General features: G+C 69.9%; 31 protein-coding genes. 9 read left to right on the top strand and 22 right to left on the bottom strand.

Going from position 1 to position 26,202, the window contains the following annotated elements; genetic code table 11:
- Positions 1 to 11 precede the first annotated feature (11 nt).
- The 3 genes from ACZ3X1_RS13735 to ACZ3X1_RS13745 form a co-directional block, all read right to left on the bottom strand.
- Positions 12 to 701 carry an aggregation-promoting factor C-terminal-like domain-containing protein gene (locus tag ACZ3X1_RS13735; protein ID WP_356812841.1) on the bottom strand — a complete coding sequence of 230 codons (690 nt, stop codon included), beginning with the start codon at positions 699 to 701 and terminating at the stop codon, positions 12 to 14.
- A gap of 445 nt (positions 702 to 1,146) precedes the next feature.
- A complete protein-coding gene (locus ACZ3X1_RS13740; protein ID WP_356812842.1) occupies positions 1,147 to 2,463 on the bottom strand; it encodes a PhoH family protein in 1,317 nt (438 codons plus the stop codon).
- A gap of 366 nt (positions 2,464 to 2,829) precedes the next feature.
- Positions 2,830 to 3,591 carry an isoprenyl transferase gene (locus ACZ3X1_RS13745; protein ID WP_356812844.1) on the bottom strand — a complete coding sequence of 254 codons (762 nt, stop codon included), beginning with the start codon at positions 3,589 to 3,591 and terminating at the stop codon, positions 2,830 to 2,832.
- 129 nt (positions 3,592 to 3,720) lie between these two features.
- Between ACZ3X1_RS13745 and mgrA the strand changes: the two genes are divergently transcribed.
- The gene (mgrA, locus tag ACZ3X1_RS13750; RefSeq protein WP_467279662.1) at positions 3,721 to 4,758 is read left to right on the top strand and encodes an L-glyceraldehyde 3-phosphate reductase; all 1,038 of its coding nucleotides are present in this window, start codon (positions 3,721 to 3,723) and stop codon (positions 4,756 to 4,758) included.
- Between the two features lie 142 nt (positions 4,759 to 4,900).
- Here the strand turns inward: mgrA and ACZ3X1_RS13755 are convergent, their stop codons facing one another.
- Entirely contained in the window at positions 4,901 to 5,662 is a 762-nt protein-coding gene (locus ACZ3X1_RS13755; RefSeq protein ID WP_467279665.1) for a prepilin peptidase, read from the bottom strand.
- Positions 5,663 to 5,696: 34 nt separating this feature from the next.
- On the opposite strand from ACZ3X1_RS13755, the gene ACZ3X1_RS13760 reads away from it, so the two are divergent.
- The 3 genes from ACZ3X1_RS13760 (at position 5,697) to ACZ3X1_RS13770 (ending at position 8,291) form a co-directional block, all read left to right on the top strand.
- Positions 5,697 to 6,053, top strand: a complete 357-nt coding sequence (locus ACZ3X1_RS13760) for a DUF192 domain-containing protein (RefSeq protein ID WP_356812846.1) — start codon at positions 5,697 to 5,699, stop codon at positions 6,051 to 6,053.
- Between the two features lie 59 nt (positions 6,054 to 6,112).
- A complete protein-coding gene (locus ACZ3X1_RS13765) occupies positions 6,113 to 6,730 on the top strand; it encodes an SMI1/KNR4 family protein (protein ID WP_467279669.1) in 618 nt (205 codons plus the stop codon).
- A gap of 274 nt (positions 6,731 to 7,004) precedes the next feature.
- Positions 7,005 to 8,291 carry an extracellular solute-binding protein gene (locus tag ACZ3X1_RS13770; protein WP_356812847.1) on the top strand — a complete coding sequence of 429 codons (1,287 nt, stop codon included), beginning with the start codon at positions 7,005 to 7,007 and terminating at the stop codon, positions 8,289 to 8,291.
- 166 nt (positions 8,292 to 8,457) lie between these two features.
- Here the strand turns inward: ACZ3X1_RS13770 and ACZ3X1_RS13775 are convergent, their stop codons facing one another.
- Positions 8,458 to 9,081 carry a hypothetical protein gene (locus ACZ3X1_RS13775; RefSeq protein ID WP_356812848.1) on the bottom strand — a complete coding sequence of 208 codons (624 nt, stop codon included), beginning with the start codon at positions 9,079 to 9,081 and terminating at the stop codon, positions 8,458 to 8,460.
- A 144-nt stretch (positions 9,082 to 9,225) separates the two neighbouring features.
- Here ACZ3X1_RS13775 and ACZ3X1_RS13780 point away from each other — a divergent pair, with 144 nt between their 5' ends.
- A complete protein-coding gene (locus ACZ3X1_RS13780; RefSeq protein WP_467279673.1) occupies positions 9,226 to 10,362 on the top strand; it encodes a serine hydrolase domain-containing protein in 1,137 nt (378 codons plus the stop codon).
- Position 10,363: 1 nt separating this feature from the next.
- Here the strand turns inward: ACZ3X1_RS13780 and ACZ3X1_RS13785 are convergent, their stop codons facing one another.
- From ACZ3X1_RS13785 to ACZ3X1_RS13795, 3 genes are all read right to left on the bottom strand, one after another.
- The gene (locus ACZ3X1_RS13785; protein WP_356812850.1) at positions 10,364 to 10,693 is read right to left on the bottom strand and encodes a nuclear transport factor 2 family protein; all 330 of its coding nucleotides are present in this window, start codon (positions 10,691 to 10,693) and stop codon (positions 10,364 to 10,366) included.
- Positions 10,694 to 10,899: 206 nt separating this feature from the next.
- Entirely contained in the window at positions 10,900 to 11,739 is an 840-nt protein-coding gene (locus ACZ3X1_RS13790) for a polysaccharide deacetylase family protein (RefSeq protein ID WP_467279676.1), read from the bottom strand.
- A 267-nt stretch (positions 11,740 to 12,006) separates the two neighbouring features.
- Complete coding sequence (locus tag ACZ3X1_RS13795; protein ID WP_467279678.1) at positions 12,007 to 13,596, bottom strand: MDR family MFS transporter; 1,590 nt, start codon at positions 13,594 to 13,596, stop codon at positions 12,007 to 12,009.
- Positions 13,597 to 13,721: 125 nt separating this feature from the next.
- On the opposite strand from ACZ3X1_RS13795, the gene ACZ3X1_RS13800 reads away from it, so the two are divergent.
- Complete coding sequence (locus ACZ3X1_RS13800; RefSeq protein WP_364853683.1) at positions 13,722 to 14,303, top strand: TetR/AcrR family transcriptional regulator; 582 nt, start codon at positions 13,722 to 13,724, stop codon at positions 14,301 to 14,303.
- 234 nt (positions 14,304 to 14,537) lie between these two features.
- Here the strand turns inward: ACZ3X1_RS13800 and ACZ3X1_RS13805 are convergent, their stop codons facing one another.
- The 8 genes from ACZ3X1_RS13805 to ACZ3X1_RS13840 form a co-directional block, all read right to left on the bottom strand.
- Complete coding sequence (locus tag ACZ3X1_RS13805) at positions 14,538 to 15,524, bottom strand: hypothetical protein (RefSeq protein ID WP_467279681.1); 987 nt, start codon at positions 15,522 to 15,524, stop codon at positions 14,538 to 14,540.
- Positions 15,521 to 17,662 carry a hypothetical protein gene (locus ACZ3X1_RS13810; protein ID WP_467279684.1) on the bottom strand — a complete coding sequence of 714 codons (2,142 nt, stop codon included), beginning with the start codon at positions 17,660 to 17,662 and terminating at the stop codon, positions 15,521 to 15,523. Before ACZ3X1_RS13810 ends, ACZ3X1_RS13805 begins: the two co-directional genes overlap by 4 nt.
- Entirely contained in the window at positions 17,620 to 18,021 is a 402-nt protein-coding gene (locus tag ACZ3X1_RS13815) for a hypothetical protein (RefSeq protein WP_467279686.1), read from the bottom strand. Before ACZ3X1_RS13815 ends, ACZ3X1_RS13810 begins: the two co-directional genes overlap by 43 nt.
- Entirely contained in the window at positions 18,018 to 18,467 is a 450-nt protein-coding gene (locus ACZ3X1_RS13820; RefSeq protein ID WP_467279688.1) for a DUF6507 family protein, read from the bottom strand. Before ACZ3X1_RS13820 ends, ACZ3X1_RS13815 begins: the two co-directional genes overlap by 4 nt.
- A 56-nt stretch (positions 18,468 to 18,523) precedes the next feature.
- On the bottom strand, positions 18,524 to 18,838 hold the full coding sequence (locus ACZ3X1_RS13825) for a pore-forming ESAT-6 family protein (protein ID WP_356812858.1): 315 nt from the start codon (positions 18,836 to 18,838) through the stop codon (positions 18,524 to 18,526).
- 69 nt (positions 18,839 to 18,907) lie between these two features.
- Entirely contained in the window at positions 18,908 to 19,228 is a 321-nt protein-coding gene (locus ACZ3X1_RS13830) for a hypothetical protein (protein ID WP_467279690.1), read from the bottom strand.
- 72 nt (positions 19,229 to 19,300) lie between these two features.
- Positions 19,301 to 20,128, bottom strand: coding sequence for an alpha/beta fold hydrolase (locus ACZ3X1_RS13835; protein ID WP_467279692.1), 828 nt, complete (start codon positions 20,126 to 20,128; stop codon positions 19,301 to 19,303).
- Positions 20,129 to 20,270: 142 nt separating this feature from the next.
- Complete coding sequence (locus ACZ3X1_RS13840; RefSeq protein WP_467279694.1) at positions 20,271 to 20,681, bottom strand: nuclear transport factor 2 family protein; 411 nt, start codon at positions 20,679 to 20,681, stop codon at positions 20,271 to 20,273.
- Between the two features lie 107 nt (positions 20,682 to 20,788).
- Between ACZ3X1_RS13840 and ACZ3X1_RS13845 the strand changes: the two genes are divergently transcribed.
- The 3 genes from ACZ3X1_RS13845 to ACZ3X1_RS13855 all read left to right on the top strand — a co-directional run bounded on the left by ACZ3X1_RS13845 (position 20,789) and on the right by ACZ3X1_RS13855 (position 22,325).
- The gene (locus tag ACZ3X1_RS13845) at positions 20,789 to 21,319 is read left to right on the top strand and encodes a TetR/AcrR family transcriptional regulator (protein WP_467279697.1); all 531 of its coding nucleotides are present in this window, start codon (positions 20,789 to 20,791) and stop codon (positions 21,317 to 21,319) included.
- Positions 21,320 to 21,414: 95 nt separating this feature from the next.
- On the top strand, positions 21,415 to 21,888 hold the full coding sequence (locus ACZ3X1_RS13850) for a carboxymuconolactone decarboxylase family protein (RefSeq protein WP_356812862.1): 474 nt from the start codon (positions 21,415 to 21,417) through the stop codon (positions 21,886 to 21,888).
- Between the two features lie 68 nt (positions 21,889 to 21,956).
- Positions 21,957 to 22,325 carry an SCO4225 family membrane protein gene (locus tag ACZ3X1_RS13855; protein WP_467279699.1) on the top strand — a complete coding sequence of 123 codons (369 nt, stop codon included), beginning with the start codon at positions 21,957 to 21,959 and terminating at the stop codon, positions 22,323 to 22,325.
- Here ACZ3X1_RS13855 and ACZ3X1_RS13860 read toward each other — a convergent pair.
- From ACZ3X1_RS13860 to ACZ3X1_RS13885, 6 genes are all read right to left on the bottom strand, one after another.
- Positions 22,322 to 22,960, bottom strand: a complete 639-nt coding sequence (locus tag ACZ3X1_RS13860) for an OmpA family protein (RefSeq protein WP_362626543.1) — start codon at positions 22,958 to 22,960, stop codon at positions 22,322 to 22,324. The two genes, ACZ3X1_RS13855 and ACZ3X1_RS13860, sit on opposite strands and share 4 nt — an antisense overlap.
- Positions 22,961 to 22,964: 4 nt before the next feature.
- Positions 22,965 to 23,558, bottom strand: a complete 594-nt coding sequence (locus tag ACZ3X1_RS13865; protein ID WP_467279702.1) for a hypothetical protein — start codon at positions 23,556 to 23,558, stop codon at positions 22,965 to 22,967.
- A 31-nt stretch (positions 23,559 to 23,589) separates the two neighbouring features.
- Positions 23,590 to 24,258 carry a pilus assembly protein TadG-related protein gene (locus ACZ3X1_RS13870; protein ID WP_467279704.1) on the bottom strand — a complete coding sequence of 223 codons (669 nt, stop codon included), beginning with the start codon at positions 24,256 to 24,258 and terminating at the stop codon, positions 23,590 to 23,592.
- Positions 24,258 to 24,503 (bottom strand): hypothetical protein, encoded by a 246-nt coding sequence (locus tag ACZ3X1_RS13875; RefSeq protein WP_362626551.1) that lies wholly within the window; start codon positions 24,501 to 24,503, stop codon positions 24,258 to 24,260. The genes ACZ3X1_RS13870 and ACZ3X1_RS13875 overlap by 1 nt, the downstream gene beginning before the upstream one ends.
- 110 nt (positions 24,504 to 24,613) lie before the next feature.
- On the bottom strand, positions 24,614 to 25,300 hold the full coding sequence (locus ACZ3X1_RS13880) for a response regulator transcription factor (RefSeq protein ID WP_356812868.1): 687 nt from the start codon (positions 25,298 to 25,300) through the stop codon (positions 24,614 to 24,616).
- 3 nt (positions 25,301 to 25,303) lie between these two features.
- Positions 25,304 to 26,197, bottom strand: a complete 894-nt coding sequence (locus tag ACZ3X1_RS13885; protein WP_356812869.1) for a DUF5936 domain-containing protein — start codon at positions 26,195 to 26,197, stop codon at positions 25,304 to 25,306.
- Between the last annotated feature and the right edge of the window lie 5 nt (positions 26,198 to 26,202).

Genomic DNA, 26,202 nt, shown 5'->3' on the forward strand with positions numbered 1-26,202 from the left:
GGCGGCGGCCGTCAGTACCAGCCGTTGGCCTGGTGGAAGCTCCACGCGGCGCAGGGGCCGCCGTAGCGGTCTTCCATGTAGTTCAGGCCCCACTTGATCTGCGTGGCGGGGTTGGTACGCCAGTCGGCGCCGGCCGAGGCCATCTTCGAACCGGGGAGCGCCTGGACCAGGCCGTAAGCCCCGGAGGACTTGTTCACGGCCAGGTAGTTCCAGGTGGATTCCTGGTTGATGATGTTCGAGAAGCACTGGAACTGGCCGGCCGGGACCATCTGCTGGGCGATGGCCTTGACCTGAGCGACCGTGTAGGAGCTCTGGACGGCGAAGTCACCGGCGTCGCGGGCGGCGGAACGGCTGGCGACTTCCTTCGCCTCGCGTTCCCTCTTCGCCTTCTCGTCGGCGGCCTTCTGCGCCTCGGCCTTCTTGGACTTGGCGTCCTCGGCGGCCTGGAGGCGGGCGGCCTCCTCTGCCGAGCGCTTGGCGTCCGTGTCGGCGGCGTGCGCGATGGTGTCGGCCTGCTGCGTCAGGGCGCCCTGGACCTGCGCCTGGTCGCCGACGGGGATGTCTGCGAGGAGGGTCGCCCCGGACGCGGTCGTCTCGAGATCGTTCGTGGGGTCGCCGGTGGCAACGCCCACGACTGCGCCGACGGTGGTGACCGCGGTGGCCGAAGCCACTGCGAACCCCCGGACCGAGATCCGGCTCACACGGTGTCCTTCCAGCAGCGTCCGCAGTGACCGCGCGGGCGCAAAAGTGCCCTCGACTCTGGCCTCCGTGGTTCTACGGTCACTGGAGGCGCGGGCCCGTGGGCAACTCCCCTGCGGGGGCTGCCGCGTGTAGCTCCGGGCGGCATACGGCCATCGGCTGTGGAGTTGTGGTGCTGCGCGTACCTCACGGGAGATACAGGTGTGCCGTATGCGGGGCCTGACGGAAACCAGACTCTGCCGGACCTCACACCGCAAGGCAATTCTCCGTTGCGTGGGAAAGGTCACACCTGGCACGTCGCCGTCGATTTCCCCAAAGGGCTGTGCAGCACGGCGCCGCCCGGCTAGGCTCTCGGGCCTTTGCCGGGCGGCGCCAACTCACCTTCCCGCTATGGGGCTTTTGACCGGTTCGACCGCCCCGGGGGGCGGGGTCGCGGGCTCACCCGGGTCAGAGGGTCTCCAGCATCTCGGTGACCAGAGCGGCGATCGGGGAGCGCTCGGATCGCGTCAGCGTGACGTGCGCGAAGAGCGGATGCCCCTTCAGCTTCTCGACCACGGCGACCACTCCGTCGTACCGGCCGACCCGCAGGTTGTCCCGCTGGGCGACGTCGTGGGTCAGAACGACCCGCGAATTGGCCCCGATCCGGGACAGAACGGTCAACAGGACGTTCCGCTCCAGCGACTGCGCCTCGTCCACGATCACGAAGGCGTCGTGGAGCGAGCGACCGCGGATGTGCGTGAGCGGCAGGACCTCCAGCATCCCGCGGTTCAGCACCTCCTCGATGACCTCGCGTCCGGCGACCGACGAGAGCGTGTCGAAGACCGCCTGCGCCCAGGGGCTCATCTTCTCGGAGGCGTCTCCGGGCAGGTAGCCGAGGTCCTGGCCGCCCACCGCGTACAGCGGCCGGAAGACCATCACCTTCTGGTGCTGCCTGCGCTCCAGCACCGCCTCCAGGCCGGCGCAGAGCGCCAGCGCGGACTTGCCGGTGCCGGCCCGGCCGCCCATCGAGATGATCCCGATCTCGGGGTCGAGCAGGAGGTCCAGCGCGATGCGCTGCTCGGCGCTGCGCCCGTGCAGCCCGAAGGCGTCGCGGTCGCCCCGTACGAGCTTGACGTTGCCGTCAGCGGTGACCCGGCCCAGGGCCTTGCCGCGCTCGGACTGCAGGACCAGTCCGGTGTGCACGGGCAGTTCCGCGGCCTCCGGGACGTAGAGCCGCTCCTCCGAGTAGAGGAGGTCGACCTGCTCCCCGGAGAGGCCGATCTCGGTCATGCCGGTCCAGCCGCCGTCGGTGATGGCGAGTTCCGCCCGGTACTCCTCCGCGATCAGCCCCACGGAGGAGGCCTTGATGCGCAGCGGGAGATCCTTCGAGACGACCGTGACGTCGTAGCCCTCGGCCTGGAGGTTGCGGGCGACGGCGAGGATCCGAGAGTCGTTGTCCCCCAGGCGGAAGCCGGCGGGCAGGACGCCCGGGTCGGAGTGGTTGAGCTCGACGCGCAGCGTGCCGCCCAGATCGCCCAGCGGGATGGGGGCGTCCAGGCGACCGTTGCGAACCCGGAAGTCGTCGAGCAGGCGCAGGGCCTGACGCGCGAAGTAGCCGAGTTCGGGATGGTGCCTCTTTGCCTCCAGCTCGGTGATCACCACGATCGGGAGCACGACCTCGTGCTCGTCGAAGCGGGAGATCGCATTGGGGTCTGCCAGCAGGACGCTGGTGTCGAGGACGTAGGTCCGCCTGTCTGACAGGCGGCGCTTAGTGCTGGTCACCACGGAAGGACGTACCCCCTCGGAAGAGGTCGGGCCATGAAGACCGGACCGGTCATCGGCACCCATGCCAGGGCCGATTCCCGGCCCTCCACTGCGTCCGTGCGAACCGCACGTGCGTCCTGGTGCAAAGGGCCTCCCGGGCGGACGGCCCCATGCCGTCCGCTGAGACTCGACACCCGTGGATCGGGCATCGACCTGAAAGGGATATTCCCCGAACAGGCCAGGACATGCCATGGCATATGACGGACGCTCGGTGAATGCCTGGTGAAGGCTTCGAGGGGAGGGGGCGGCGGGGCTGAGGGGGCTCCCCGACGGCCGGAACCCTCCAGGGGGTGTCCGGCCTGATCGGCCGGCACCCCCTACGAGGCATCAGGTGCCGTAGCGCCGGTGGCGGGCGGCGTAGTCGCGCAGGGCACGCAGGAAGTCGACCTTGCGGAAGGCCGGCCAGAACACCTCGCAGAAGTAGTACTCGGAGTGCGCGCTCTGCCACAGCATGAATCCGGACAGCCGCTGTTCGCCGCTGGTGCGGATCACGAGGTCCGGGTCGGGCTGGCCGCGGGTGTAGAGGTGCTCGGCGATGTGGTCGATGTCGAGGATCTCGGCGAGCTCCTCGAAGGAGGTGCCCTTCTGCGCGTGCTCCAGCAGCAGCGAGCGCACCGCGTCGGCGATCTCCTGGCGGCCGCCGTAGCCGACGGCGACGTTGACGAGTATCCCGTCGACGTCGTGGGTCGCCTGCTCGGCCTCCTTGAGGACGCGCTGGGTCCCGGCGGGCAGGATGTCCAGGTTGCCGACGTGGTGGACGCGCCAGCGGCCGTCCGCGGCGAGGCCCCGCACGGTGTTCTCGATGATGTTGAGCAGGGGGCGGAGCTCGACCTCCGGCCGGTCCAGGTTGTCCGTGGAGAGCATCCACAGGGTGACGACCTCGACGTCCGTCTCGGTGCACCAGCCGAGCATCTCGGAGATCTTGTCGGCTCCGGCCTGGTGGCCCTGCTCCGTCGTACCTCCGGACGCCTTCGCCCAGCGACGGTTCCCGTCCAGGATGACGCCGATGTGCTTGGGCGCCGCGTCGTGGTCGAGGCGGCCTTCCACCCGGCGTGCATAAAGCCTGTACACCAGGTCGCGCAGCTTCACGATCTTCCAGCCCCTCCGTGCCTTGCCCCCGTGCGAAATGCGGTCCCTCCCCCGAGGCCGCCACATTACTGCGCGCCGGGATCGGGTACCCAACTCGGTCTGTCACAACTCCGTGATAGGGAGGACAACGTGACTGATACCAATCCCTATCGGGCAGAGCCCTCGCGCTACGACTCCATGGAGTACCGGCGCACCGGCCACAGCGGCCTCAAGCTCCCCGCCATCTCCCTGGGCCTCTGGCACAACTTCGGTGACGACCGGTCGCTGGAGTCCCAGCGGGCGATCCTGCGCCGGGCCTTCGACCTCGGGGTCACCCACTTCGACCTCGCGAACAACTACGGGCCGCCGCCCGGCTCGGCCGAGCTGAACTTCGGCAAGATCTTTTCGCAGGACTTCGCCTCCTACCGCGACGAGCTGATCCTGTCGACCAAGGCCGGCTACCTGATGCACCCCGGGCCGTACGGCGAGTGGGGCAGCCGCAAGTACCTGCTCAGCTCGCTCGACGCCTCGCTGAAGCGGATGGGCGTGGACTACGTCGACATCTTCTACTCGCACCGCTTCGACCCGCAGACCCCGCTGGAGGAGACCATGGGCGCCCTCGCGTCCGCGGTCCAGCAGGGCAAGGCGCTCTACGTCGGCGTCTCCTCCTACACGGCCGAGCAGACGGCCGAGGCCGTGCGGATCCTGCGCGGAATGGGCGTGCGCCCGCTCATCCACCAGCCCTCCTACTCCATGATCAACCGCTGGACGGAGGAGGACGGCCTGCTGGACGCCCTGGAGGACGCCGGCATGGGGTGCATTTCCTTCGCGCCGCTCGCGCAGGGCCTGCTGACCGACAAGTACCTCAAGGGGATCCCGGCCGACTCGCGGGCCGCCCAGGGCAAGTCGCTCAACCCCGACCTGCTCTCGGCCGACGTGCTGCGCCGGCTGGCCGGGCTGAACGAGATCGCGTCCCGCCGCGGCCAGTCCCTGGCCCAGCTGGCACTCACGTGGGTGCTGCGCGACGAGCGGATGACCTCGGCCCTGATCGGCGCTTCGAGCGTCCGGCAGTTGGAGCAGAACGTGGCCGCCCTGGCCGGCGCGCCGCTCTCCGAGGCGGAGCTGAAGGAGATCGACTCCTTCGCCGTGTCCACGCCCGGGACGAACATCTGGGCCCAGCGCGGCTGACCTGCATCTTTGCCCCAACACCCGTACGGGAGACGGGTGAACGAAAAACGGGCCGGTCCGTGGGGGGGATACGGACCGGCCCGAGGGGGGGGTTCCACCATAACCCTTCGTAAAGCATGGTGCGTGCATCGGCGCGAGATGATTACGCTCCGAAACCACCCAGCAGCACTCCGGTGAGTGCTCCGGCCGCCATGAAGGGGCCGAAGGCGAAGCCCTGCTCACGGGTCGCGGAGCCGCGCAGGAGCAGGGTCAGGCCGTACAGGGAGCCGTAGAGGAGCCCGAGGAAGGCGCCCGCGGCCCATACCCCCCACCCGTACCACCCAAGAGCGACCCCCAGCGAGAGCGCGAGCTTGACGTCCCCGAAGCCCATGCCGGCCGGGTTGATCAGATGGAGCAGCAGGTACGCGGCTCCCAGCGCGCCTCCGCCCAGCAGGGCGAACCGCCAGGAGCCGGCCGAGCCGGGCAGCAGGGCGGCGATCCCGAGCAGGGCGGCCGCTGCGGCGGCGAGCGGCAGGGTCAGGACGTCGGGCAGGCGGTGCACGGCCCGGTCGACGAGTGCGAGCAGGACCAGGAGCGGGGCCAGGGCCGCGTACGCCGCCGCTTCGGGCCGCGCCCCGACGGCCGCCGCGATCAGGGCGCAGACCCCTCCGGTGAGGGCGGCCGGGAGCACGGCCCTCCGCCCGTAGACGTGCGCCGGACTGTACGTCGTCCCCCGGCCGGCCCGCTCCGCCCCGGCCGTGCGGCAGCGGGCCGGGCCGAGCCAGCCGCGCAGCCGGTGCCCCTGCGGGCAGTGCCCCCGCCAGGGGTCACCTGGTTCCACCGACAAGCGGTAGGCCGCGCGCGGCAGCAGCAGCCCGGCGGCCACGCCGTACGCGGCGGCGAGAACGATCACGACCACACCCATCCGGCGAAGGTAGCGGTCCCCTAGGGTGGCCGCCATGGCGCACTGGCATGACGGGCCCGCCGCGTTGCGGGTCGGCACGGACCCCACGCGGATCCCGCTGGAGGTCGCCGCCTCCTACCGGGCGAGGACGCGCGGCCTGCTCGGCCGGGACGGGATCGAGGGGGCGATGCTGCTCACCCCTGCGGCGAGCGTGCACACCTTCCGGATGCGGTTCGCGATCGACGTGGCGTACCTGGACCGGAGTCTGCGCGTGCTCGACGTGGTCACCATGGCGCCCGGCCGGATCGGACTGCCCCGGCCGCGCGCCCGGCACGTCCTGGAGGCGGCGGCCGGCGCCATGGCCGGCTGGGGGCTGAGGGCCGGGACCACGCTGGAAGTGGACACCCCTTAGGGGTTGGCCCCCGGCGGCAGTAGGTTGGGGCGGTTGAGCTGGGGCAACAGGGGAGCGGCATGACGGAGAACGCGCGGATCAAGGCGCTGGAGCAGATCATGCCGGCGACGCACGGCGCCGACGAGGACGTCGACTGGCCCGCGGCCGAGGCGGCCTGGGGGACCCGGTTCCCGGCGGACTTCATCGCGTTCATGGGCCGTTTCGGCGCCGGCTCCATCAACGGCGAGGCCAGCGTCCTGCTGCCGCTGCCCAAGCCCGGACTCCAGTGGGACCCGGCCGAGATGGCCGAGGAGACGGACAACGCCCGGCAGGCGTGGGAGGCGGAGGGCGGCCGTTCGGCCTTCGACGCGGATCCGGAGTCGATCATCGCCTGGGGTGTCACCGGCGGCTCGGACATCCTGTGCTGGCTGACCTCCGACCCCGATCCGGACCGCTGGCCGGTCCTGGTGTGCGGCCGGCACACCGCCGACTCCTTCGCCGTGTACCCGTACGGCATGGCCGAGTTCCTCTACCGGCTCTGCTCCGACGAGTTCGACGTGAGCCCCGTCAGCATCACCTTCTGGGACGGCGGCCACCTGAGCTTCGTGCACTGGCGCAAGGCGCAGCGCCGCTGGCAGGAGGGCCGCAACCCGGAGACGGGCGAGCCCGACCCGTACGCGGGCGAATTCGCCGACTGACCGGCCGTCGCGCCGTCGCCGCCCCCTGAGCCCGTTTCCCGACCGGAAACGGGCTTTTCGGCATGTCTACGCGCGTCCGCATGGTCGATCACATATCGGAAAACACCACTCGGAAAAGCGCCGATTGGAGCAATGAACACAAGTGCGGACCCAATGGAATCAACCACCCTCCGACAGGAGAGAATTCCGGCCAACGGGCCATCGAGGGATCAGCCGGCCCGGAGCAACCCATAAGTAACAACGGGACACAAAAGAAATTCAGGGGAATAGACCCGTGCGACGGAGAATTTTCGGCACGACCGCCACCGCGGCCGTGCTCGGTCTGCTGATACCGCTGGCCGGATGCGGCGCTTCAGGGGACGACGCAGGTGACGGCGGTACGCTGCAGCTCGTCGCCGCCGAATACGGCGACAGCCCCGCCACCAGTTCCAAGCCCTTCTGGGACAAGGTGACGACTGATTTCACCAAGGAGAACCCGGGAATCAAGGTCGAGGTCACACTCCTGCCGTGGGCCGACATCGACCGCGAGGTCTCCCGTATGGTCAAGGCCGGCAAGGCGCCGGACATGGCGCTCATGGGCTCTTACTCTGACTTCGCCGCCCGGGGCGAGCTCTATCCCGCGGACGAACTCCTCTCGGTCACCGCCGAGGCGAATTTCCTGCAGCCGCTGGCCGATGCCGGTTCGGTGGGCAGCACCCTCTACGGCCTGCCCTTCGTGGCGAGCAGCCGCCTCCTCTTCTACAACGAGGCGCTGTTCGGCAAGGCCGGCATCAAAGAGGCCCCGAAGACCTGGTCCGACCTGAAGGCCGCCGCCAAGGCGCTGAAGGACAAGGGCGTGAAGTACCCGTACGCCCTGCCGCTGGGGCCCGAGGAGGCGCATGCCGAGGCGATGATCTGGGAGCTGAGCAACGGCGGCGGCTACGCCGACAGCAGCGGCAACTACAGCTTGGCCTCCGACCAGAACATCAAGACCTGGGAGTGGGTCAAGAGCAACATGGTCGCGACCGGGTACACGGGCCCGACGGCGCCGTCCCAGCTGAACCGGGCCGACGCCTTCGCCGCGTTCACGCGCGGCGAGGTCGGCATGCTCAACGGCTACCCCTCGCTCGCCCACGAGGCACGCGCCAAGGGCATCAGCGTCGTCACCACCGCCATGCCCGTCTCGGACGACCTCGGCACCGGGGAGATCCCGCCGGCCGTCGGCGTGGCCGACTGGATGATGGCCTTCAAGCAGAACGGCAAGCGCGCGGAGATCGGGAAGTTCCTGGACTTCGTCTACCAGGACCGGAACCTGTCGGACTTCGCCAACCGCTACCACCTGCTGCCGTCAACCGTGTCCGCCTCGCGCACGCCGGCCGGCGGCGGACTCGACAAGAACGACCAGCAGTTCCTGAACGCGCTGCGCGGCGCCCAGCTCTACCCGGTCAACGACCCGTCCTGGGTGACGGTCAGCGACACCATCAAGCGCAACATCGGACGCGCCGTGGAACCGACCGGCGACCCCAAGGGCGTCCTGGAGGACATCGCCGCGCAGGCCGCCCAGGCCTCCAAGAAGCACTGAGCGCACCGAGAGCACCGAAGTTCCGCACGACACGGGACCTTCGACCCGGGCCGCAGACCACCCCGTGCGGCACCATGGCCACTACGGCACTTGATCCAAGGCCGCGGCCCAGCCGCCCGCCGAGCACTCACGAGGTGCGCGGGGCGGCCGGTCCCCGACGGGAGCGTCAGCGCTGCTTCCCGTGGTTCTGGGAGAAGGCCGTCCGGTACTGCTCGCAGCTGGAGTTCCAGCGCAGGGAGCCCTTGAGCGTCCCGTAGCCCGAGCGCGTCACCGACCACTCCACCGTGTACTCACCGGTGTCGCAGGCGATCCGCCTGTCGCCCGCGACCTTCTCGCGTCCCGTCGCCGGCTTCCCCGCCAGCTCCCTGCGCACTTCCGCCACCGTGGACCGGTCCGCGCGGCGCAGTACGGCGTGCACGACGATCGGGTGCTCGCCCTCCTTGACCGTCACCGCCTTCTTCACCACGGTCGAGTCCGACACCGACCAGGCGAACTCGTACGAGGGCTGCCACGCGAGCGTCGAGGGGTCGCCGGCCTTCCGCTCGTAGTCCGGCGCGGCCGCGGGGCCGGGGCGGGTGACCGTCTTGTACTGGACCCCCGGGTGGAAGCGGAACTGCCCCTCCACCTTGTGCCTTTCGTCCTTGGTCCACATCGACTTCATGCTCTTCTCGCCGCCCGCCGGGTCCTGGAGGTAGGCGCCCTCCGCGGCGGTGGCCTGCTGGACGAGGACGGGGGCGAGGGCCGCGGCGGCCGTGGCGAGGGCGAGAGCGGCGGTGCGGGTGCGCTTCATGTCGGGACCAACGGCGCCCCGGCGCGGGCCGGAACGACGCGGCGGGGCCTTTCACCCGTAAGGGAGTCGCCGATCACCGGAATATCCGGTGATCCACTTCGGTTCCGAGCCTGCGGAACGACGATCCGATGCGAGGGGGACGCAATGGGCGGGAACGGTGTGAACGGCACGGTGGCGGCCGGGTGGGAGCGGGTACGGGAGGAGTTCGAGGCGTTCGCGGCGGCGGAACCGCATTCGCCCGAGGCCCAGCTCGCCGTCCACCACCGGGGCCGGCGCGTCGTCGACCTGTGGGCCGGCGAGGACACCGACGCGGACACGCTGAGCGGGGTCTTCTCGATCACCAAGGGTGCCGCGCACCTGGTGGTGGCGCTGCTCGTGCAGGACGGCACGCTGGAGTTGGACCGGCCGGTGTCGTCGTACTGGCCGGAGTTCACCGGGCACGGCAAGGAGCGGCTGACGCTGCGGCAGCTGATCAGCCACCAGGCGGGGCTGCTCGGTGTGGACGGCGGCTTCGACTACGACGAGATCGCGGACGACGCGCTGATCGCCGCCCGGCTGGCCGGGCAGAAGCCGTACTGGGAGCCGGGGACGGCGTACGCCTACCACGCCTTCGTGATCGGCGCCCTGACCGGCGAGGTGGTGCGGCGCGCGACGGGCAGGTCGATCCAGGAGGTGTACGAGGAGCGCGTGCGCGCCCCGTACGGGCTGGACCTCTACATGGGGCTCCCGGCCTCGGAGGAGGGCCGCTGGAAGCCGGTCCTGGAGATGATCCCGACGCCCGAGCAGGCCGCGGCGCAGGCGGCAGCCGGGCCGGTGCCGGAGCTGCTGGCGGTGGCCTTCAACTGGCACCGGGAGCCGCCGATGGACCTGGTGACCCACGCCAACCACCCCCGGACGCGGAAGCTCGGCCCGGCCTCGGCGGGCGGCATCGGCTCGGCGCGCGGCGTCGCGGGGCTGTACGCCGCGGCGATCAGCCAGGTGGGGGCCCGGGCCGCGCTGCTGAAGCCGGAGACGGCGGCGGAGTTCGCAACGCTGCAGATGGCGGGCCAGGAGGTGCTGACCGGTGAGACCGACCACTTCGGGCTGGGCTTCGAGCAGCAGCACGCGGTGGGGCCGCAGGCGTTCGGGCACTGTGGCGCGGCGGGCGGGCAGGGCTTCGCCGACCCGGTGACGGGGATCGCCTACGGGTACACGCGCCGCCGCTTCGGCTTCCCGGGCGGGATCGCCCCGGAGAACGAGCGCCTGACAGCGGCGGTGCTGGAAGTGGCGCGGGGGCTCTGAATCAGGCCTGGCCGGTTTCGAAGCGGCTGATGCGGCCGCCGCCGGGGGCGATGGTGAAGCGCCAGGCGGTGCGCATCTCGCCCCAGGTGTCGTTGCGGTAGTTGACGACGAGGGTGCGGCCCCCGTCGGACTCGGACTGGACGTCCATGTGGCCGCTGGAGTCGAAGATCTCTCGGTCGATCCACTCGTGGAGGTCGCGGTCGGATCCGTCGTCGGACATGGTCGCGTCGGCGGTCAGGAGCTTCAGGAAGGCGTCCTTGTCGTGCGCGTTGACGGCGGCGACGAGGGCGCCGACCACGGGGTCGGACAGTTTGGCGGGGGCGATGGCCACAGGACCTCCTGGTCGGGCGTACGTGCGTCCGTGCCGGACCAGGTAACAACGCGGTCGGGTCGGCGTCGTCGACCCTCACCCGTTCGCACGGTGGACGGCGTGTCAGGAGCGGGGGGCCTCGGGAGCGGGGGCGGGGCCTCAGGAGCGGAGGCGGGCCTCAGGAGCGGGTGGCCGGGCGGCTCAGGAGCGGCTGGGCGGGCGGCGACTCACGGGGTGTCGGGGGCGGTGCGGACCGGGAAGCCGGTCGGCCGGCCCTGTTCCCGGAGCCAGGCCAGCACCTGGTCGAGGGCCTCGACGGTCTGGGCGCGGTTGCCGCCGCCGTCGTGGAAGAGGACCGTCGGGCCGTTGCCCGTCTCGCGCTTGACGGCGTCGACGATGGCGGCCGTGCCCGGCTTCTCGAAGTCCTTGGTGTCGACGTTCCAGCCGAGCGGACGCATCCCGTTCGCGGCGGCGATGCGCCGGCTGTCGGGGGTGAAGGCGCCGCCGGGGGCCCGGTAGTACTCGACCTTCGCGCCGTTGCCGGCGGCCTCCTCTATGAGCTTCTTGGCGTCGAGTATCTGCCGTTCCTGGTAGTCGACGGGCTTCTTGTCCATGGCCGTGTCGTGGTCCATGGTGTGGTCGCAGAGCCGGTGGCCGGCCGCGACCACCTTCTTGACGAGGTCGGGGTGGGCCTTGGCGCGGGGGCCGACCATGCAGAAGGTCGCCTTGGCGTCGTGCTCGCGCAGTACGTCGAGCACCTCGGGGGTCCAGCGCGGGTCGGGGCCGTCGTCGATGGTGATGTTGACGGCGTTCCCGCCGCTCTCCGAGGCGTGGGCGATGCCCTCGGGTATCCCCTGCGACTGCTGCCCCGGCCCACCCGCCCGGCCGTGGCCGGAGTTGTCCGTTCCGTTCGGTTGGGACACGTTCTGGCGGGAGGCGGCGCCGGCACCGCCCGGTTCCACGAGGGTCGCCACTGCCCAGGCCGTCGCCGCCACGGCGACGGCCGACGCGACGATGGCCGCACCGGCCCGGACGCCGTTCTTGTTCGTGTGCGTCGTGAATCCCATGAACCGTCCACTCCCCATCCGCTGTGCGAGCGTTCCGTGGATCAGGACGTTCGCCGCCTCGGAGGAGTTCCAGTCAAATCACCTGTAAGTTCCCCGTAATGGGACTGACAGGACCGATGGGACTGACAGGACTGATGGGGCTGATGGGGCTGATGGGATGTCGGTCCTCGATCGTCCGGAGCTCCTTCCCGGCGGGCCGCGGTGAAAACGGGCCGGCCCCGGTGGACGCGTTCGTCCGCCGGGGCCGGGATCGTTCAATGTGCGGGGTCAGTGCGCGACGGACTCTTGTGCCGCGGAGGCGGACTTGCCGTCGGCCGGGGCCGCGGCGGGAGCCGGGCCGGCGCCGCGCAGCGGGACCTCCTTGACGAACCAGGCCGCCAGGAAACCCAGTACGGCGACGCTCGCGCCAAGCAGGAACGCGGAGTGCGTGCCGGCGGCCACCGCATGCTGGTACGCCTCGCGCACGGCTTCGGGCAGCTTGGCCAGGCTCGCCGCGTCCAACTGGGCAGAACCTGCGGCTCCGGCGGCCTCCGGGCCGAGGCGCTCGGACATGGTGTCCGTGACCCGGGAGGTGAAGAGGGAGCCCATCAGCGCCACGCCGAAGGAGCCGCCGAGCGTACGGAAGAGGGTCGCCGACGACGACGCGACGCCCATGTCCTTCATGTCGACGCTGTTCTGCGCGACCAGCATGGTGATCTGCATCAGGAAGCCGAGCCCGGCACCGAGAACGGCCATGTAGACGCCGGACACGAGGCGGGAGGTCCCCGTGTCCATGGTCGCGAGCAGGAACATCCCGACGACCATGAGCGCACCGCCGACGATCGGGAAGATCTTGTACTTGCCGCTGTTGGTGGTGACGCGTCCGGCGATCAGCGAGACGAGCATCATCGAGAGCAGCATGGGCAGGAGCAGCAGGCCCGAGTTGGTGGCCGAGGCGCCCTGCACCGACTGCTGGAACAGCGGAAGGTAGAGCACGCCGCCGAACATGGCGAAGCCGACCAGGAAGCCGATCAGGGACATGAGGGTGAAGTTGCGGCTGCGGAAGATGTGCAGCGGCATGACGGGCTCGGCCGCCTTGGTCTCCACGTAGAGGAAGGCGGCGGTGGTCAGCACGCCGACGGCGACGAGGCCGAGGATCTGGGCGGAGCCCCAGGCGTACTCGTTGCCGCCCCACGTGGTGACGAGCACGGTGGAGGTGATGGCGACGGTGAGCAGGGCCGCACCGAGGTAGTCGATCTTCGGGCGCTGCCGCTCCGCGTGCTTGGGCAGGTGCAGGACGGCGGTCACCATGGCCAGGGCCACCGCGCCGAGGGGCAGGTTGATGTAGAAGGACCAGCGCCAGCCCATGTGGTCGGTGATGGTGCCGCCGACGAGCGGGCCGCCGATCATGGCGAGAGCCATCACGCCGGCCATCATGCCCTGGTACTTGCCGCGCTCGCGGGGCGGGATGAGGTCGCCGATGATCGCCATGACACCGACCATCAGACCGCTGGCGCCGAGGCCCTGGATCGCGCGGAAGCCGATGAGCTGGCCCATGTCCTGGGCCATGCCGCTGAGGGCGGAGCCGATCAGGAAGATGACGATCGAGGTGAGGAAGGAGCCCTTCCGGCCGTACATGTCGCCGATCTTGCCCCAGATGGGGGTGGAGGCGGCTGTGGCCAGGGTGTAGGCGGTCACCACCCAGGACAGGTGCGCCAGGCCGCCGAGTTCGCCGACGATAGTGGGCATCGCCGTACCGATGATCATGTTGTCGAGCATCGCCAGCAACATTGCGATCATGAGTGCCATGAGGACGACCCGCACGCTGCGTGGCTTCACCTCCTGCGAGGTCTCCGCGGGCTTGCTTGTCTCCACCATTTCCTGTCCACTCCCCTGGGTACTACCTGCCGGAACGGCACTTACTTGCCGACCGGCTAGTTCACTACAATGGGGACGGTAGACCCGTAACTTGCCGGGCGTCAAGTAAGTAATCGAGGAGAGTCATGTCCAGCAGCAGTCCGCAGCGCCGTCGTGGCGACACGCGCCAGCGCATCCAGGACATCGCACTGGAGCTCTTCGTCGAGCAGGGATACGAGAAGACGTCGCTGCGCGAGATCGCGGAGCGGCTGGAGGTCACGAAGGCGGCGCTGTACTACCACTTCAAGACCAAGGAAGACATCATCATCAGCCTCTTCGAGGACGTCACGCGTCCCATCGACGAGCTGATCAAGTGGGCGGAGCAGCAGCCGCGCACGCTGGAGACCAAGCGCGAGGTGCTGCGCCGCTACAGCGAGGCGATGGCGGCCGGCGCGGCGCTGTACCGCTTCATGCAGGAGAACCAGGCGACGACGCGCGAGCTGAGCATCGGCGAGACGGTGAAGAAGCGGCTCTACCGCCTGGTGGAGCTGCTGCGCACGGACGACGGCCCGCTGACGGACCAGGTGCGCTGCGTCAGCGCCCTGTTCACGCTGCACGCCGGGATGATGTTCCTCCAGCACGTCGAGGGCGACCCGGAGGAAACCCGCCTGGCCGCCCTGGAGGTCGCCACGGACCTCATCACGCAGGCCCACCACGAGGAGTCGTGAGCAACCACGCGGATGCGTGAGCCGCGGCTGGCCCCACCCGGACGGCGACGCCCACCCGGAGGGCGACGCCCCACCCGGGGTTCAGGACCGGCCGGAGCAGGGCGGCGGCCGGCCCGGGGCTCAGGACCGGCCGGAGCAGGGCGGCGGCCGGCCCCGGAGAGGACACCCGTCAGGTCGGGGCCGCCCCCGTCGTCCGCGCGGACGGCCGCTCCGCCCGTAGAACAGGCACGGGGTTCAGCTACCCGCCCATTCCTGCAGGGCGTCGAGCGAAGGCGCGTCACGGATCTCGGCATCAGCCCCCGACAGTTCGGACTCCGACCGTGCCGCCGCCGCGAGGGCGTCGAGTGCTGCCGATCCGGCTCGACGCGCCTCGGCGAAGGCCAGGAGCAGGGGTACACCGGCGGTGAAGGCGATCTCCCCGGCCGCGGGGCGCGGCTCGTATGCCGCACTGCCGTCCTTGCCCGCCCAGAGCAGGCCCACGGTGTCACCGCTCCGGCGAACCTCGATGTACTTGACCGGGCCTTCGGTGAACGCCTCGTAGGACTGTTCCTGGTAACCCTTCGGCAGGAGGCGCAGCATGCGCTGCCATCTGGCCGGTACGGCGAAAGTGCTCCAGGGGTCGATGTGGTCGGTGCCCTCCTCCGAGAGGTCCTCGAAGCCGGAGGCCGTGGGCCTGCCGTAGTAGGTGGGATCCCCGGGATCGACCTCGGCTCCCAGCAGCTCGGAAACGCCGCTCAACAGGGATGCCAGACGCGGCGCGTTCGCCGCGGCGACCTCGGGCTGCGGGCGCTCCCTCAGGTCCAGGGTCATCCAGGCGTCGGAGTACGCCGCCAGCGACACGACGGTGTGCCCGCCGGGCCAGAGGAGCAGCCGCAGTGCGAAGAGACGCTCGGAGCGGTGCGCCCCGCCGTCGGAGTCCAGCCATGCGCCGGGCAGCACGCTCCACAGGTGCAGCGTCGCGTCATGGTCGAACCACGCCCGGCTTTCCTCCACCGCGCCGTCGAGGCGGCCGTTGCCCTCCCACACGTACCGCGTCTCCCGCGGCGCCTGCAGCGTGACGACCTTGACGCCCCCGTGTCCCCAGCCGTCGACGAGACCCAGGCCGGAACCGAGGGAATGGATCCGGTCGAAGAGACGGAGCGCCCGGTCCGCGCCCTGCTGCCCGGATCCGGCGGTCGTCGTCTCCCAGAACCATTCGCCTACAGGGTCGGTGGTGATCACAGCATGTCCTTCGGATCGGTCTTTGAGCCCGGGGGAACGACCAGCGTTCCGTCGTCGAGCCGGATGACGAAGGTCACGTCCTTGCCGGCCTCGAAGCGGCCGCGACCGTTCTGGTGGATCTCCATCAGCCTGTCGACAGCGCCTTCGGCTGTCCACTTGGCGACGCTACCCTGCCCGTCGACGAGCATGACGCGGTGATCGCCCGCCGAGTGGGTCAGCTGTCCGAGGTTCTTGCCCCGGGTGATTTCGGATACGGGGTCCAGCGGGTTGTTGAGCCGCTTCATCTGGTAGACGAAGGCATTGCCGTCATCGTCCAGCAGGCGTACGTCGGCGTCCCCACCCGCATCGTTCTTGATCTCGAAATCGATTCGATCACCTGCGAACCCGCTCCGCGCCAGGTCGTCGGCCAGAATGATCTGATCAATTCCCGGTTCGGCCATCTGTACCTTCTTGGCACCCAGGCTGGACACGACCTGACCGAAGTTCTCGCTGCCGTTGAAGCGCCCCGAAGCGATGATCTCGGCAACCTGCTGACCGCGAGGGTTGTCCCCGAGAACTTCGAGGACCCGTTCGAACACGGGAACCTTCGGACGTGAGGCGCCGGGGATGCCCTTCACCGCGTCACGGACTGCTTGCTCGAGTTCTCCCCCGCGCGGCATGGGGGCCGGCTCGATCTCAGGACCCGGTGTCGCTCCGCCGGGCGCGGAGCCGTCCGGCGGTGACCCCGCATCGTCTGCGGCGCCTCCCGGAACGGCGTCGTCGGCCGCACCTGCACCGCCCGGAACCTCAGGCTCGTGACCACCGCTGGACGGGCCGTCCGTGTGGCCGGAACCGCCACCGGGGCCGTCCGTGTGCCCGGAACCACTCGGGCCGTCGGGGTGACCGCCACTGCCTGGCGTTTCGGGGTGGGCTCCGCCTCCGGACGGAGTCCGGCCGTGGCCACCATCGTTCAGCGGCTCCTGGCGGGGGCCGCCGTTCCCGCCGGCGGGGTTGTCCACGCTGTTGCGCGGCATGTTGTCCGGGGTGTGGCCGCCCGGGGTGGTGTCGGTGTTGCGGGGGCCGTTGTCGAGGGTGTGGAGCGGGCTGGAGATGTCGGAGCTGAGGTTGATGCCGTTGTCGCCGCCGCGACCGCCGACGCCGGCGAGTTCGAGTTCCGGGACCCTGGCGGTGGAGGGGGTGTCGACCTTGGGGGCCTCGGTGCGCGGTACGCCCGCGTCCGTCTCCGGCGAGGGCTCCTTCGGGGAGTCCTTGCCGGCCTGGGAGAGCGTGCCGTCCGCCTCGTAGATGTTGCCCTTGGGGTCCATGAACTGCGCCGGGCCGTCGACCGGGAGCTTGACCGTGCCCGGGGGGAACGTGGTGGTGCCCTCGGGGAGTTTGATGTTGCCGTCCGGGAGCTTGGCCGCCCCTTCGGGGATCACCGCGCCGGACGGGAGGTGGATCGCGCCGTCGGGTAGCATCACGGCGCCGTCGGGGAGGGCGATCGCGCCGTCGAGGTTGATGCTCGGGACCTCGAACTTGCCCGCGCCCTTGAAGATGTACGTCATCGGGTCGATGGCGTGGCTGGCCTTGCCCGCGACCGAGAGCGCCTTCGCCACGGCGCCCGCCTTGCCCGCGCCCGAAACGGCACCGCCCGTGCCGCCCGTGGCAATGGTGGTGATCACGTTGAAGGTGACCGCGCCCGCCGCACGCCCGGGGTTGGAGCCCCACTGGTCCCACGCGAGCAGAGCCTTGCCCGTCTCCTTCATCGCGGTACGGGACTCACGCAGGTAGGCGGGAAGCTTGTCGTCCGGGGCCGCCAGGTACAGCGCACCCACGCCGGGGATCATGGCGATCGACAGGCCCGTCCCGAGCTTCGCCAAGCCCGCCCACGACTGCTTGAAGGTGTCCCAGCCCTGCAGGCCGACGAGGCCCCCGAGACCTTTGAGGGTGCCCCACACACCGTCGACGAAGAAGCCCTTGCCGAACTCCCAGGCGTGCTCCCACACCTGCCATCCGGGGATCGACTCCTCCACCGCGTCGCCCCACGGCAGGGACTTGGCCTGCTTCATCGCCTCGGCGTCGTAGCCGTACATGTCCGGGGCATTGGAACCGTCGTTCACCCGCAGCGGCTTGCCGCCGACCAGCGCGACGATCGCCACTTGTCGTCGTCGGCGACCTTCGTGCGGAACGCTTCGGCCTCCGCCTTCAGGTTCTCCAGCTTCTTGATGACCGGTGCGGCGTCACGCGAGTACGTGCCCAGGGCGCCGGCGATGGTGCACATGTCGGAGCTGAGCTTCAGGCCCAGGTCGGAGACCGGCTTCGTCGTCGCGAAGAGCTGGTCCGCCTCGGGCGCCTGGTAGAACGCCTGCAGGCCGCCGAAACTGCTGTGAGCGTCGGACGCCTTCGTCGAGACGGCCGCCCCGCCCGACGAGATCTCCTTCACCTTCACATCGAGAGTCTCCAGATTCCCCGTGAAGACCGGTACCTCTGCCGGATCGACCGGCGCGTCCCCGCTCACTTCTTCCCTCCGGTCTTCTCACGCAGGATGTCGAGGTTGACGGACTTCGCCGCGTCCTGGGCGGCCTTCGCCTGGTCGAGGTCGCCCTCCAGGTACTCGTTCGTCGCCGCGACCGCGCCGAGGATGCACGCCTCGATCCGCTCCGCCATCGACTTGAACTCGGGCTTGCGGGCAGTGAGGTACTCGCCGAGGGCAGCCGCGACCGGCCCCATCGCCTTCTGCGGCGCCACAAAAGCCGAACCCGGTGCCGGTCCCGCACCCGGAGCCAGCGGACCCTGCGGAGTCATCCCCGACTGCGAACCCGGCACCGCCGTCCCCGCCGCCTGAGCCGCCTCCGACATGGCCGTGAGCAGGGCGTTCAAGGCCTTCTCCAGCTCACCGGCGTTCCCGCCGACGGTCTTCAACTGACCTTGCACACCCTGCGGCTTGATGTCCCACGACGTCATCGACAACCCACCCCCGTGCCCCCGATTTCCCTGCTGATGTGCTGAAACGATCCTGCTCAGCCGATGTTGTCGACCGCGGCCTTCGCGCGCTGCAGCGTCTGCCGCGCGGTCGCGTCGTTCTTCTCCAGCGTCGTGTTCAGCAGCTGGATGATGTTCTTGACCTCCTGCGAGGCGTTCTTCCACCGCAGCTCCTTGGCGTGGTAGTCATCCGCCACACCGTCCGCCGCGAAGTCCGACATCGCCGCCGCCACCTGCGCCTCACGCGCCGCGATCACCTGCTCCAGCTGCCCGATCACCGCCTTGATACCGCCCTGCACCTCCGTCGAGGCACCCACGTCGTACGCACGACGGTCCGTCCCACCCGCACCCATCACAACCACACTCCCCGTGAGATGTAAGAAGATCGAAGAAGACCCGAGAAGGCCCGAGAAGACTCAGGCTCAGCGACCGCGGAAGCGGGCCGCGTCGAAGTTCGCCGAGCCCTGCGTCTGACGGGCGTTCTCGCCCTGCTCCTGGTCACCCGACCCGAACGCCTGCTCCATGCCCGACTGACCGCCCAGGATCGCCGCCAGCGACGCGTTCAGCTCCTTCGCGATCCCGTCCGCACGCAGCTTGAACGAGTCGAACGCCACCTTGCCCTGCCCCTGGAACTTGCCCTCCAGCGGCTGCGCCGCCACCACCAGCTGCTTCACCAGCGAACCCAGATCGGTATTCGAGGTCCGCGAACCCGACATCAGGTTCGTCAGAACCTGCGTCCCCATGCTTACCCATGACAAACCGCCAGGTGCGTGCACGCGCGGTATCCGCGCGGCACGCATCCGGCGGACGGCGGGTCAGGAGCGGTCTGCGGAGGCCGTCGAGGCGAGGAAGGCGAGGAGGTTGTCGGCGTAGCGCTGCGGGGCGGTGAGGTGGGGTACGTGGCCCTCGCCGCGCAGGGTCCGCGCCTGCGCGCCGGGCAGCACCTGCGCGAGCCGGTCGACGATCGCGCCGAACCACGCCGGGCTGTCGGTGCCCTTGCTCAGCACGGCCGGGCCGGTGTAGCCGGCCAGCCGGGCGAGGTCCACGGTGTCCCAGTCCGGGTCCCTCTGTTCGTCGGCGGCGGTGGGGGCGTTGGTGACGAACGTCCGGCGGGCCGCGTCCGGCATCCCGTCCCATGCACCCGGCCCGAACACGACCTCCTCGACGAACCGGCGCGCGCCGCCCTCGGAGTCGCCCGCGCGCACGTCCGCCATGATGGCGTCGATGGGCGCCTGCGCGTTCCGCATCAGCCGGTCGAGCTCCGGATCGCCGGCGACGACGGCGGTCAGGGGCGGCTCGTGCACCGCGAGGCTGCGCAGCAGTTCGGGGCGGCGGGCGGCGAGGCCGAGCGCGACCGAGCCGCCGAAGGAGCTTGCGGCCACGTGGGCGGGGGCGCCGAGCATCTCGATGAGCGCGGCCAGGTCGTCCTCGTCCTGGGTCCGCGTGCCCTGGCCCGGCGGGCGCTCGCTCCGGCTGTGGCCTCGGCGGTCGTAGACGAGCACGCGGTGGGTGCGGGTGAGCTGCGGCAGGACGGCGTGCCAGCTGTGGTGGTCGGTCCAGGAGCCGTGGACCAGGACGAGCGGTTCCCCGTCGCCCTGGATCTCGTAGAAGAGCTCGACGCCGTTCACCTGAGTCCGCGCCATGCCTGGTCCCCCTGCCCGATGCCCTGCCGCCCGGCGTCGTGCCGGGCCTCCCCCGTGGAGCGTTGATCATCTTGGCAGACGCGCACACCCGGCGGGTCGGACTTCGGTCAAGAGCCGTGGCGGCGAGGTCAGGAGCCCACGGTCAGGCGATGCGGCGGTCCTCGGCGGTGATCGGGACGTCGTTGATGCTGGCTTCCCGGCGGCGCATCAGGCCGTCGTCGTCGAACTCCCACTGCTCGTTGCCGTGGCTGCGCCACCACTGGCCCGAGGCGTCGTGCCACTCGTACTCGAAGCGGACGGAGATGCGGTTGCCGGTGTGGGCCCAGAGCTCCTTGCGCAGCCGGTAGTCGAGCTCGCGCTCCCACTTGTCGGCGAGGAAGGCGCGGATCTCTTCGCGGCCGGTCAGGAAGCGGTCGCGGTTCCGCCAGACGGAGTCCTCGGTGTAGGCGAGGGCGACGCGCTCGGGGTCGCGGCTGTTCCAGGCGTCCTCGGCAGCCTGGACCTTGGCGCGGGCGGTTTCGTCGGTGAAGGGAGGCAGGGGCGGACGGGTCATGGCGCATCCTTCCGGCAGAGGAGCGGAGAACGATCGTTCTCGCAGTCGCCGCCAGCCTAGGAGAACGACCGTTCTCGCCGCAAGCGAAATCCGGCTACCCTGCCTTCATGGACGACGAAGAGGCACGCACCCGGCTTCTGGACGCGGCGGAGGAGCTGTTCTACCGCCACGGCATCCAGGCGGTGGGCATGGACCGCATCCGCACCGCGTCCGGAGTGCCCCTCAAGCGCCTGTACCGGCTCTACCCGGCGAAGGAATGCCTGGTCACGGCCTACCTGGAACGCCGCGACCGGCGCTGGACGACGAGCCTGCGCGAGTCGGTGGCGGCGTCCGCGCAGCCGCCGGTCCTGGCCCTCTTCGACTGGCTGGCGCGATGGTTCTCGGAGCCGGACTTCCGGGGCTGCGCGTTCCTCAACACGTACGGGGAACTGGGCGCGGCCGCGCCGGAGGTCGTCCGCGTCCACAAGGCCGAACTGCGCTCGCTCCTTGCCGAATGGGCCCCGGCCGCGGCCCCGCCAGCGCTGGCCGACCAGCTCTTGGTCCTGGTCGAGGGTGCCACGGCGGTGGCCGCCCTGAGCCCCGGCCCGGAACCGGCCCGCCGGGCGCGCGAGGTGGCGGAGATCCTCCTGGCGAAGTGACGCAGGTCACTGCTCGGCGCTTCGACGGGCTGTCACATCCGTCCGGTGCGATCCGTCAGAGCTGTGCAACCGTCTACACGGCAGGGAGAATCACCATGGATGCCCGACTCAACTTCTACGGCAACCCCGTCGCCACCAAGTTCGCCAGGTACATCAACTCCGCAGGCAAGGCCGTCTCGGACTCGACCCTTCCTGCGGCCACCCAGGAGCTGGTGAAGATCCGGGCCAGCCAGATCAACGGCTGCGGCTTCTGCACCGACATGCACACCAAGGACGCCGCGCACGCCGGGGAGACCGCGCAGCGCCTCCACCTGGTGGCGGCCTGGCGCGAGGCGAAGGTGTTCACCGACGCCGAGCGGGCGGCCCTGGAGCTGACCGAACAGGGCACGCGCATCGCCGACGCGGCCGGCGGGGTCACGGACGCGGCGTGGGCGGACGCCGCGAAGCACTACGACGAGGACCAGTTGGCCGCGCTGGTGTCCCTCATCGCCCTGATCAACGCCTACAACCGGATGAACGTGATCATCCAGCAGCCGGCCGGCGACTACCGGCCGGGGCAGTTCGGCTGACGGTACGGAACACGGACCTGGGTACGCGTACTCAGGACGGCAGCCCGCGGGCTCCCGACCATGGACGGATGAACGCTCGTACGCTCGTCCGCCTGACCTTCGCGAACCCCGCTTCAGGGATCTACCTGGGCCTCGTCGGCGTCGCCGTGGCCATCGCGACGGCCGTCACGCTGTTCGCCCCGGATCCCGGCTTCGTGTGGGTGCTGCCCGCCCTGTTCGCGTTCCCGCTGTTCCTCGTCGTGGCGCTCGCCCAGGGGGCGGTCCACGGGGAGGGGCAGCCCGAGACGTGGCTCTTCCTGACTGAGCTGGTGGTGTGCGTACTGGTCCAGTCGCTCGTCCTCGGCACGATGGTCGAAGCCTCCCGCGGCCGCCTCCGCCTCCGGCGGCGGCCGCGGCCGCGGTTGCGGTTGCGGTTGCGGTTGCGGACGGGCGACTAGCCGGCGGCGCCGCGCGGGAAGGTGATCTCCACCCGGCGGTTCTTCTTGCGGCCTTCCTCGGTGCCGTTGTCGGCGATCGGGTAGTCCTCGCTGTACCCGCGGACGTCGAAGACGACGCTCGGGTTCGTCACGGTCTTGGCCAGCTCGTTGTGCACGGCATCGGCCCGCTGCTTGGACAGCTCCTTGCCGTGCTCGTAACTGCCCTGGTCGTCGGTGAAACCGAAGACCCGGATGCGGGTCGCCTTGGACTGGTTGATCTCGTTGCCGATGGCCTGGATGCGGGCGGCGGCCTGCGCGTTGAAGACGGCGCTGTCCTCGGGGAACAGCACCTCGGACTGCAGCGCCATCATGACGGTCTCGTTCGTCTCCTGCCGCCGCTGCTCCCCGCCGAGGTCTTCGACGACCTCGGCGATGTCGAGCACCTTGACCGGTGCGAGGGTTCCGCCCTGCGGGATCTTCAGCCCGGGGGCGTTGGAGTCGATCGCCACGGGCGCGGAGGCCGAAGGCTCCGTGCCGGGGGGTACGGACGGCTTCACGTCATCGGCGTGGGCGGCGGTGGCCCCGATGAGGTGTCCTCCTGCGATCACAAGACCGACAGCGGCCGTAGCGGCGACGGTGCGGCGGTGGGTTGTCATGGGGTCACCCCGAGATTTTGACTGTGGCCGTGGCAAAGGTGGGCAGGCTGAACTCCACCTCTGTGGTCGAGGTCGGCGGGGCAGGGAACTGCGCGAAAAACGGCACCACTTGGCCCGGGTCGACGCTCGAGATCCCCGTGGTGCACAGGCAACGCGCTTCGGTGTCCCGAAGTACGTAATAGCGCTTCTTGCCCGCCTTGTCGACAAGCGTGGCCCCCGCCACGGACTCCCCGCTGCCCTTCAGCTCGATTCCCCGCCATGCCGAAGTACCAGTGAAGGACTGGCTGCCGGTGTTCTTGATTTGTCCATTGATCGTCAGGAAGCCGCCAGGATCGCGCTGCAAGGAATGGATTACCAGCGTCATGCCACTCGCTCCGTTCACGGTGGCGATAACAGCGGTCGGTTCGGAACCCTGGCTCGCACTCGGCGCTGGGTTCTGCGCTCCCGATCCTTGAGACTGGGGCGCCGAGGGCTTCCGCTCACCCTTCGGCTTGTTGTCTTCGCCGTTGCCGCCACATCCGGCCAGCGTGAGGACCATGGCCGCCGCCCCTGCAACAGCCACTCCCCCGCGGACCTTCACCATGCGCCGCATGCTCATCTATGAACGCTTCCTTGTCTCTCGGTCCCTGTCAGCCGACGAGTCGCACGCTGAACAGTCTTCTGGTCAATCCGCTGAGCGAGCCCGGCTTGAGCGGGTCGAGTTTGATCAAATCTCCGCCGCAATCGAGGTTGACCGTTGACGAAGTCGGCGTCGGCGTCGCCGGGGGCGTCGAGCCGCCCCCGCCTGGCGTGGTGGGAGTGGGGATGGGGGTGGGCGCTGGAGCGGGTGCCGCGCCCAGGTGACACCTCGGCTTGATCACGGCCGTGGCTGTGGCGGTTCCGTGCATGCTCTCGGTCCCTGGAATCACCGATTGACCAACTGCTTTCTTGGTCTCCACTGTGACGGAGAATCTGGGGAGAGCGGGATCACACGATGTAACTGTCGCGTCGTTCTGCACAGCGAAGGCCGTGGCCTCGCCGCATGCTTCACCGACCTCGAAGGCCTTCCCTTCGAGGATCCTTTCCCAGTCCGCAGGCGCTAGAGCGGCCAGGTCCAGACCCAGCAGCACGTCGTCTCTGGCCGCTCGCCCGGCCGCCAGAGCTGCGGCGTCCGCGGCACCCTGGGCGTCGCTCCGAGTCACAGAAGCCTGGCCGACGACGAAGAACGCAAGCGCGGCAAAGAGCAGGCCCGCCACCACGATGACGTAGATGGGGAAGGCCTGCCCTCGGTCAGCCGTTCGCTGCCCAAGCGACGCCATCAGCCGGCTTTGATGTCCTTCACTGCCTGCTTGATCCTGGTGGTGATCTCCGTCCCGACACCAGAGCCGACGATCGCTCCGACGATCACGATCACCACCAGGATGATGCCGAGGTATTCGAAGGCCGTCTGGCCTCGGTCGAGGGTCGCGTGGCGCTGGCGAAGCCTTGTCACGGCCGTGTCCGCCCATCCGTTCACCCTGATCCGCGCCTCCACGGCGGCCTTCAGCAGCGTGTTCTGTGACATGGGGGTTCCCTCCCGGGCCGGTACCGGTGTCGATCTGCGGACGGTACGGCGAGTCACCAGTCGTAACCAAGGGTCCCGGGACCCAATTACGGACCCACTGCGCACTCTGTCTACCCATGACCGGTCACTCCTGGACGGGCGGTTCCCAGCCAGCGGGCTATCGCCTCGCTGCGCGTGGCGCTCCGGAGCTTGGCGAAGATGCGGTTGATGTGGTTCTTGACCGTCTTCTCGCTGATGAAGCAGGCGGCGGCGATCTGCTGATTGCTCATCCCGGACGCGATCAGATCCATGATCTCCACCTCCCGGGAACTCAGCCCGAAGACAACAGAGTTGTGCATCCGCTCGGACGACTGTGCCACATCGCGTTGCGGATGCGAAGAGGCCCTGAGTTCCGCCAGCAGGGCACTCGCAGCCGTCGGGGTGAAGTGGGGGCGGCCCAGGGGTGCGTCGTGAACGGCCCTGACCAGCTCGTCGGCCGTGAACTCCCCGTGCACGAGGTAGCCGCCGGCGCCCAGCAGCAGGGCCTCGCGCACGATTTCTGCTTCCCTGCTGTACGTCAGCATCAGTACGGGCGCCAGCTGCACCAAGTGCGGCAGCGCCGAGATCCCGTCCACCCCCGGCATCCGGACGTCCAACAGGACCACGTCCGGAGCGTGCCGGCGGGTCAGGCTCAGGGCCTCGCGGCCGTCCGCGGCCTGCGCGGTCACGTCGACGTCCCCGGCCGCGCCCAGGATGGCCGCGAGGCCCGCCCTGATGACCGGGTTCCCGTCGGCGATGAGCACGCTCAGCCGCGCCATCGTTCAGCCACCCCCGAACAGCGCGCCGAAGTCGACGTTCGCGCCGTAGACGAAGCCGCACACCAGCAGGATCAGCGTGCCCGGCAGCATGAACATCGTCACGGCGAAGGTCGCCTTCGGGACGGCCCGAGCCGCCCGCCGGCGGGCGTTCTGGGCGTCCGTACGGCGCATGTCCTCGGCGATCGCGATCAGTGTGTCGACGATCGGGGAACCGAGTTCCTCGCCCTGCTGCAGGGCTGTCACGAACTGCGCGACCTGTTCGCTGTCGTTGCGACGCCGCAGCTCGTCGAAGGCCTGACGGCGGCTGACGCCCATGTCCATCTGCTGGAGGGTGATGCGGATCTCGTCCGCCCACGGCCCCTCGTACTTGCCGGCCACCCGGTCCAGCGCCTGCCGGAAGCCCAGCCCCGCGCTCACCACCACGGCGAGGACGTCCAGGAAGTCCGGCAGCGTCCGCTCGATGTGGTCGCGGCGGACCCGGATGGCCGACCACAGGCCGACCTCCATCCAGAACAGACCGAACGCCACCATCAGCAGGGCCGCGACCAACTGGCCGTTGACCAGCATGGAGAAGGCACCCGCGGCGCCCAGTACCCCGTACACCGCGCGCCGCGCCGCGTACCGGTCGATCGTCAGGCCGGCCGGGTTGCCCGCCATGTCGATCTGCCGGCGCTTGCGGGCCACCCGGGTCGCGCCCATCGCGCGCAGGACCAGCGGCGCCCAGCGGATGCCGATGCGGTCGACCAGCGATCCGACCGCCGTCGTACGGGTCGCTCCGACCTCCAGGGCCAGGGCGAGGTCGGTGGGGAGCTTCACGTCCGCCCGGTAGAGGCGGACGCCGTGGAACGCGCCGAACACCGAGAGGCCCACGGCGAGAGCGAGGAGAAGTGCGGTCATCGTCC

This window comes from Streptomyces sp. NPDC023541 (genome assembly GCF_055559995.1).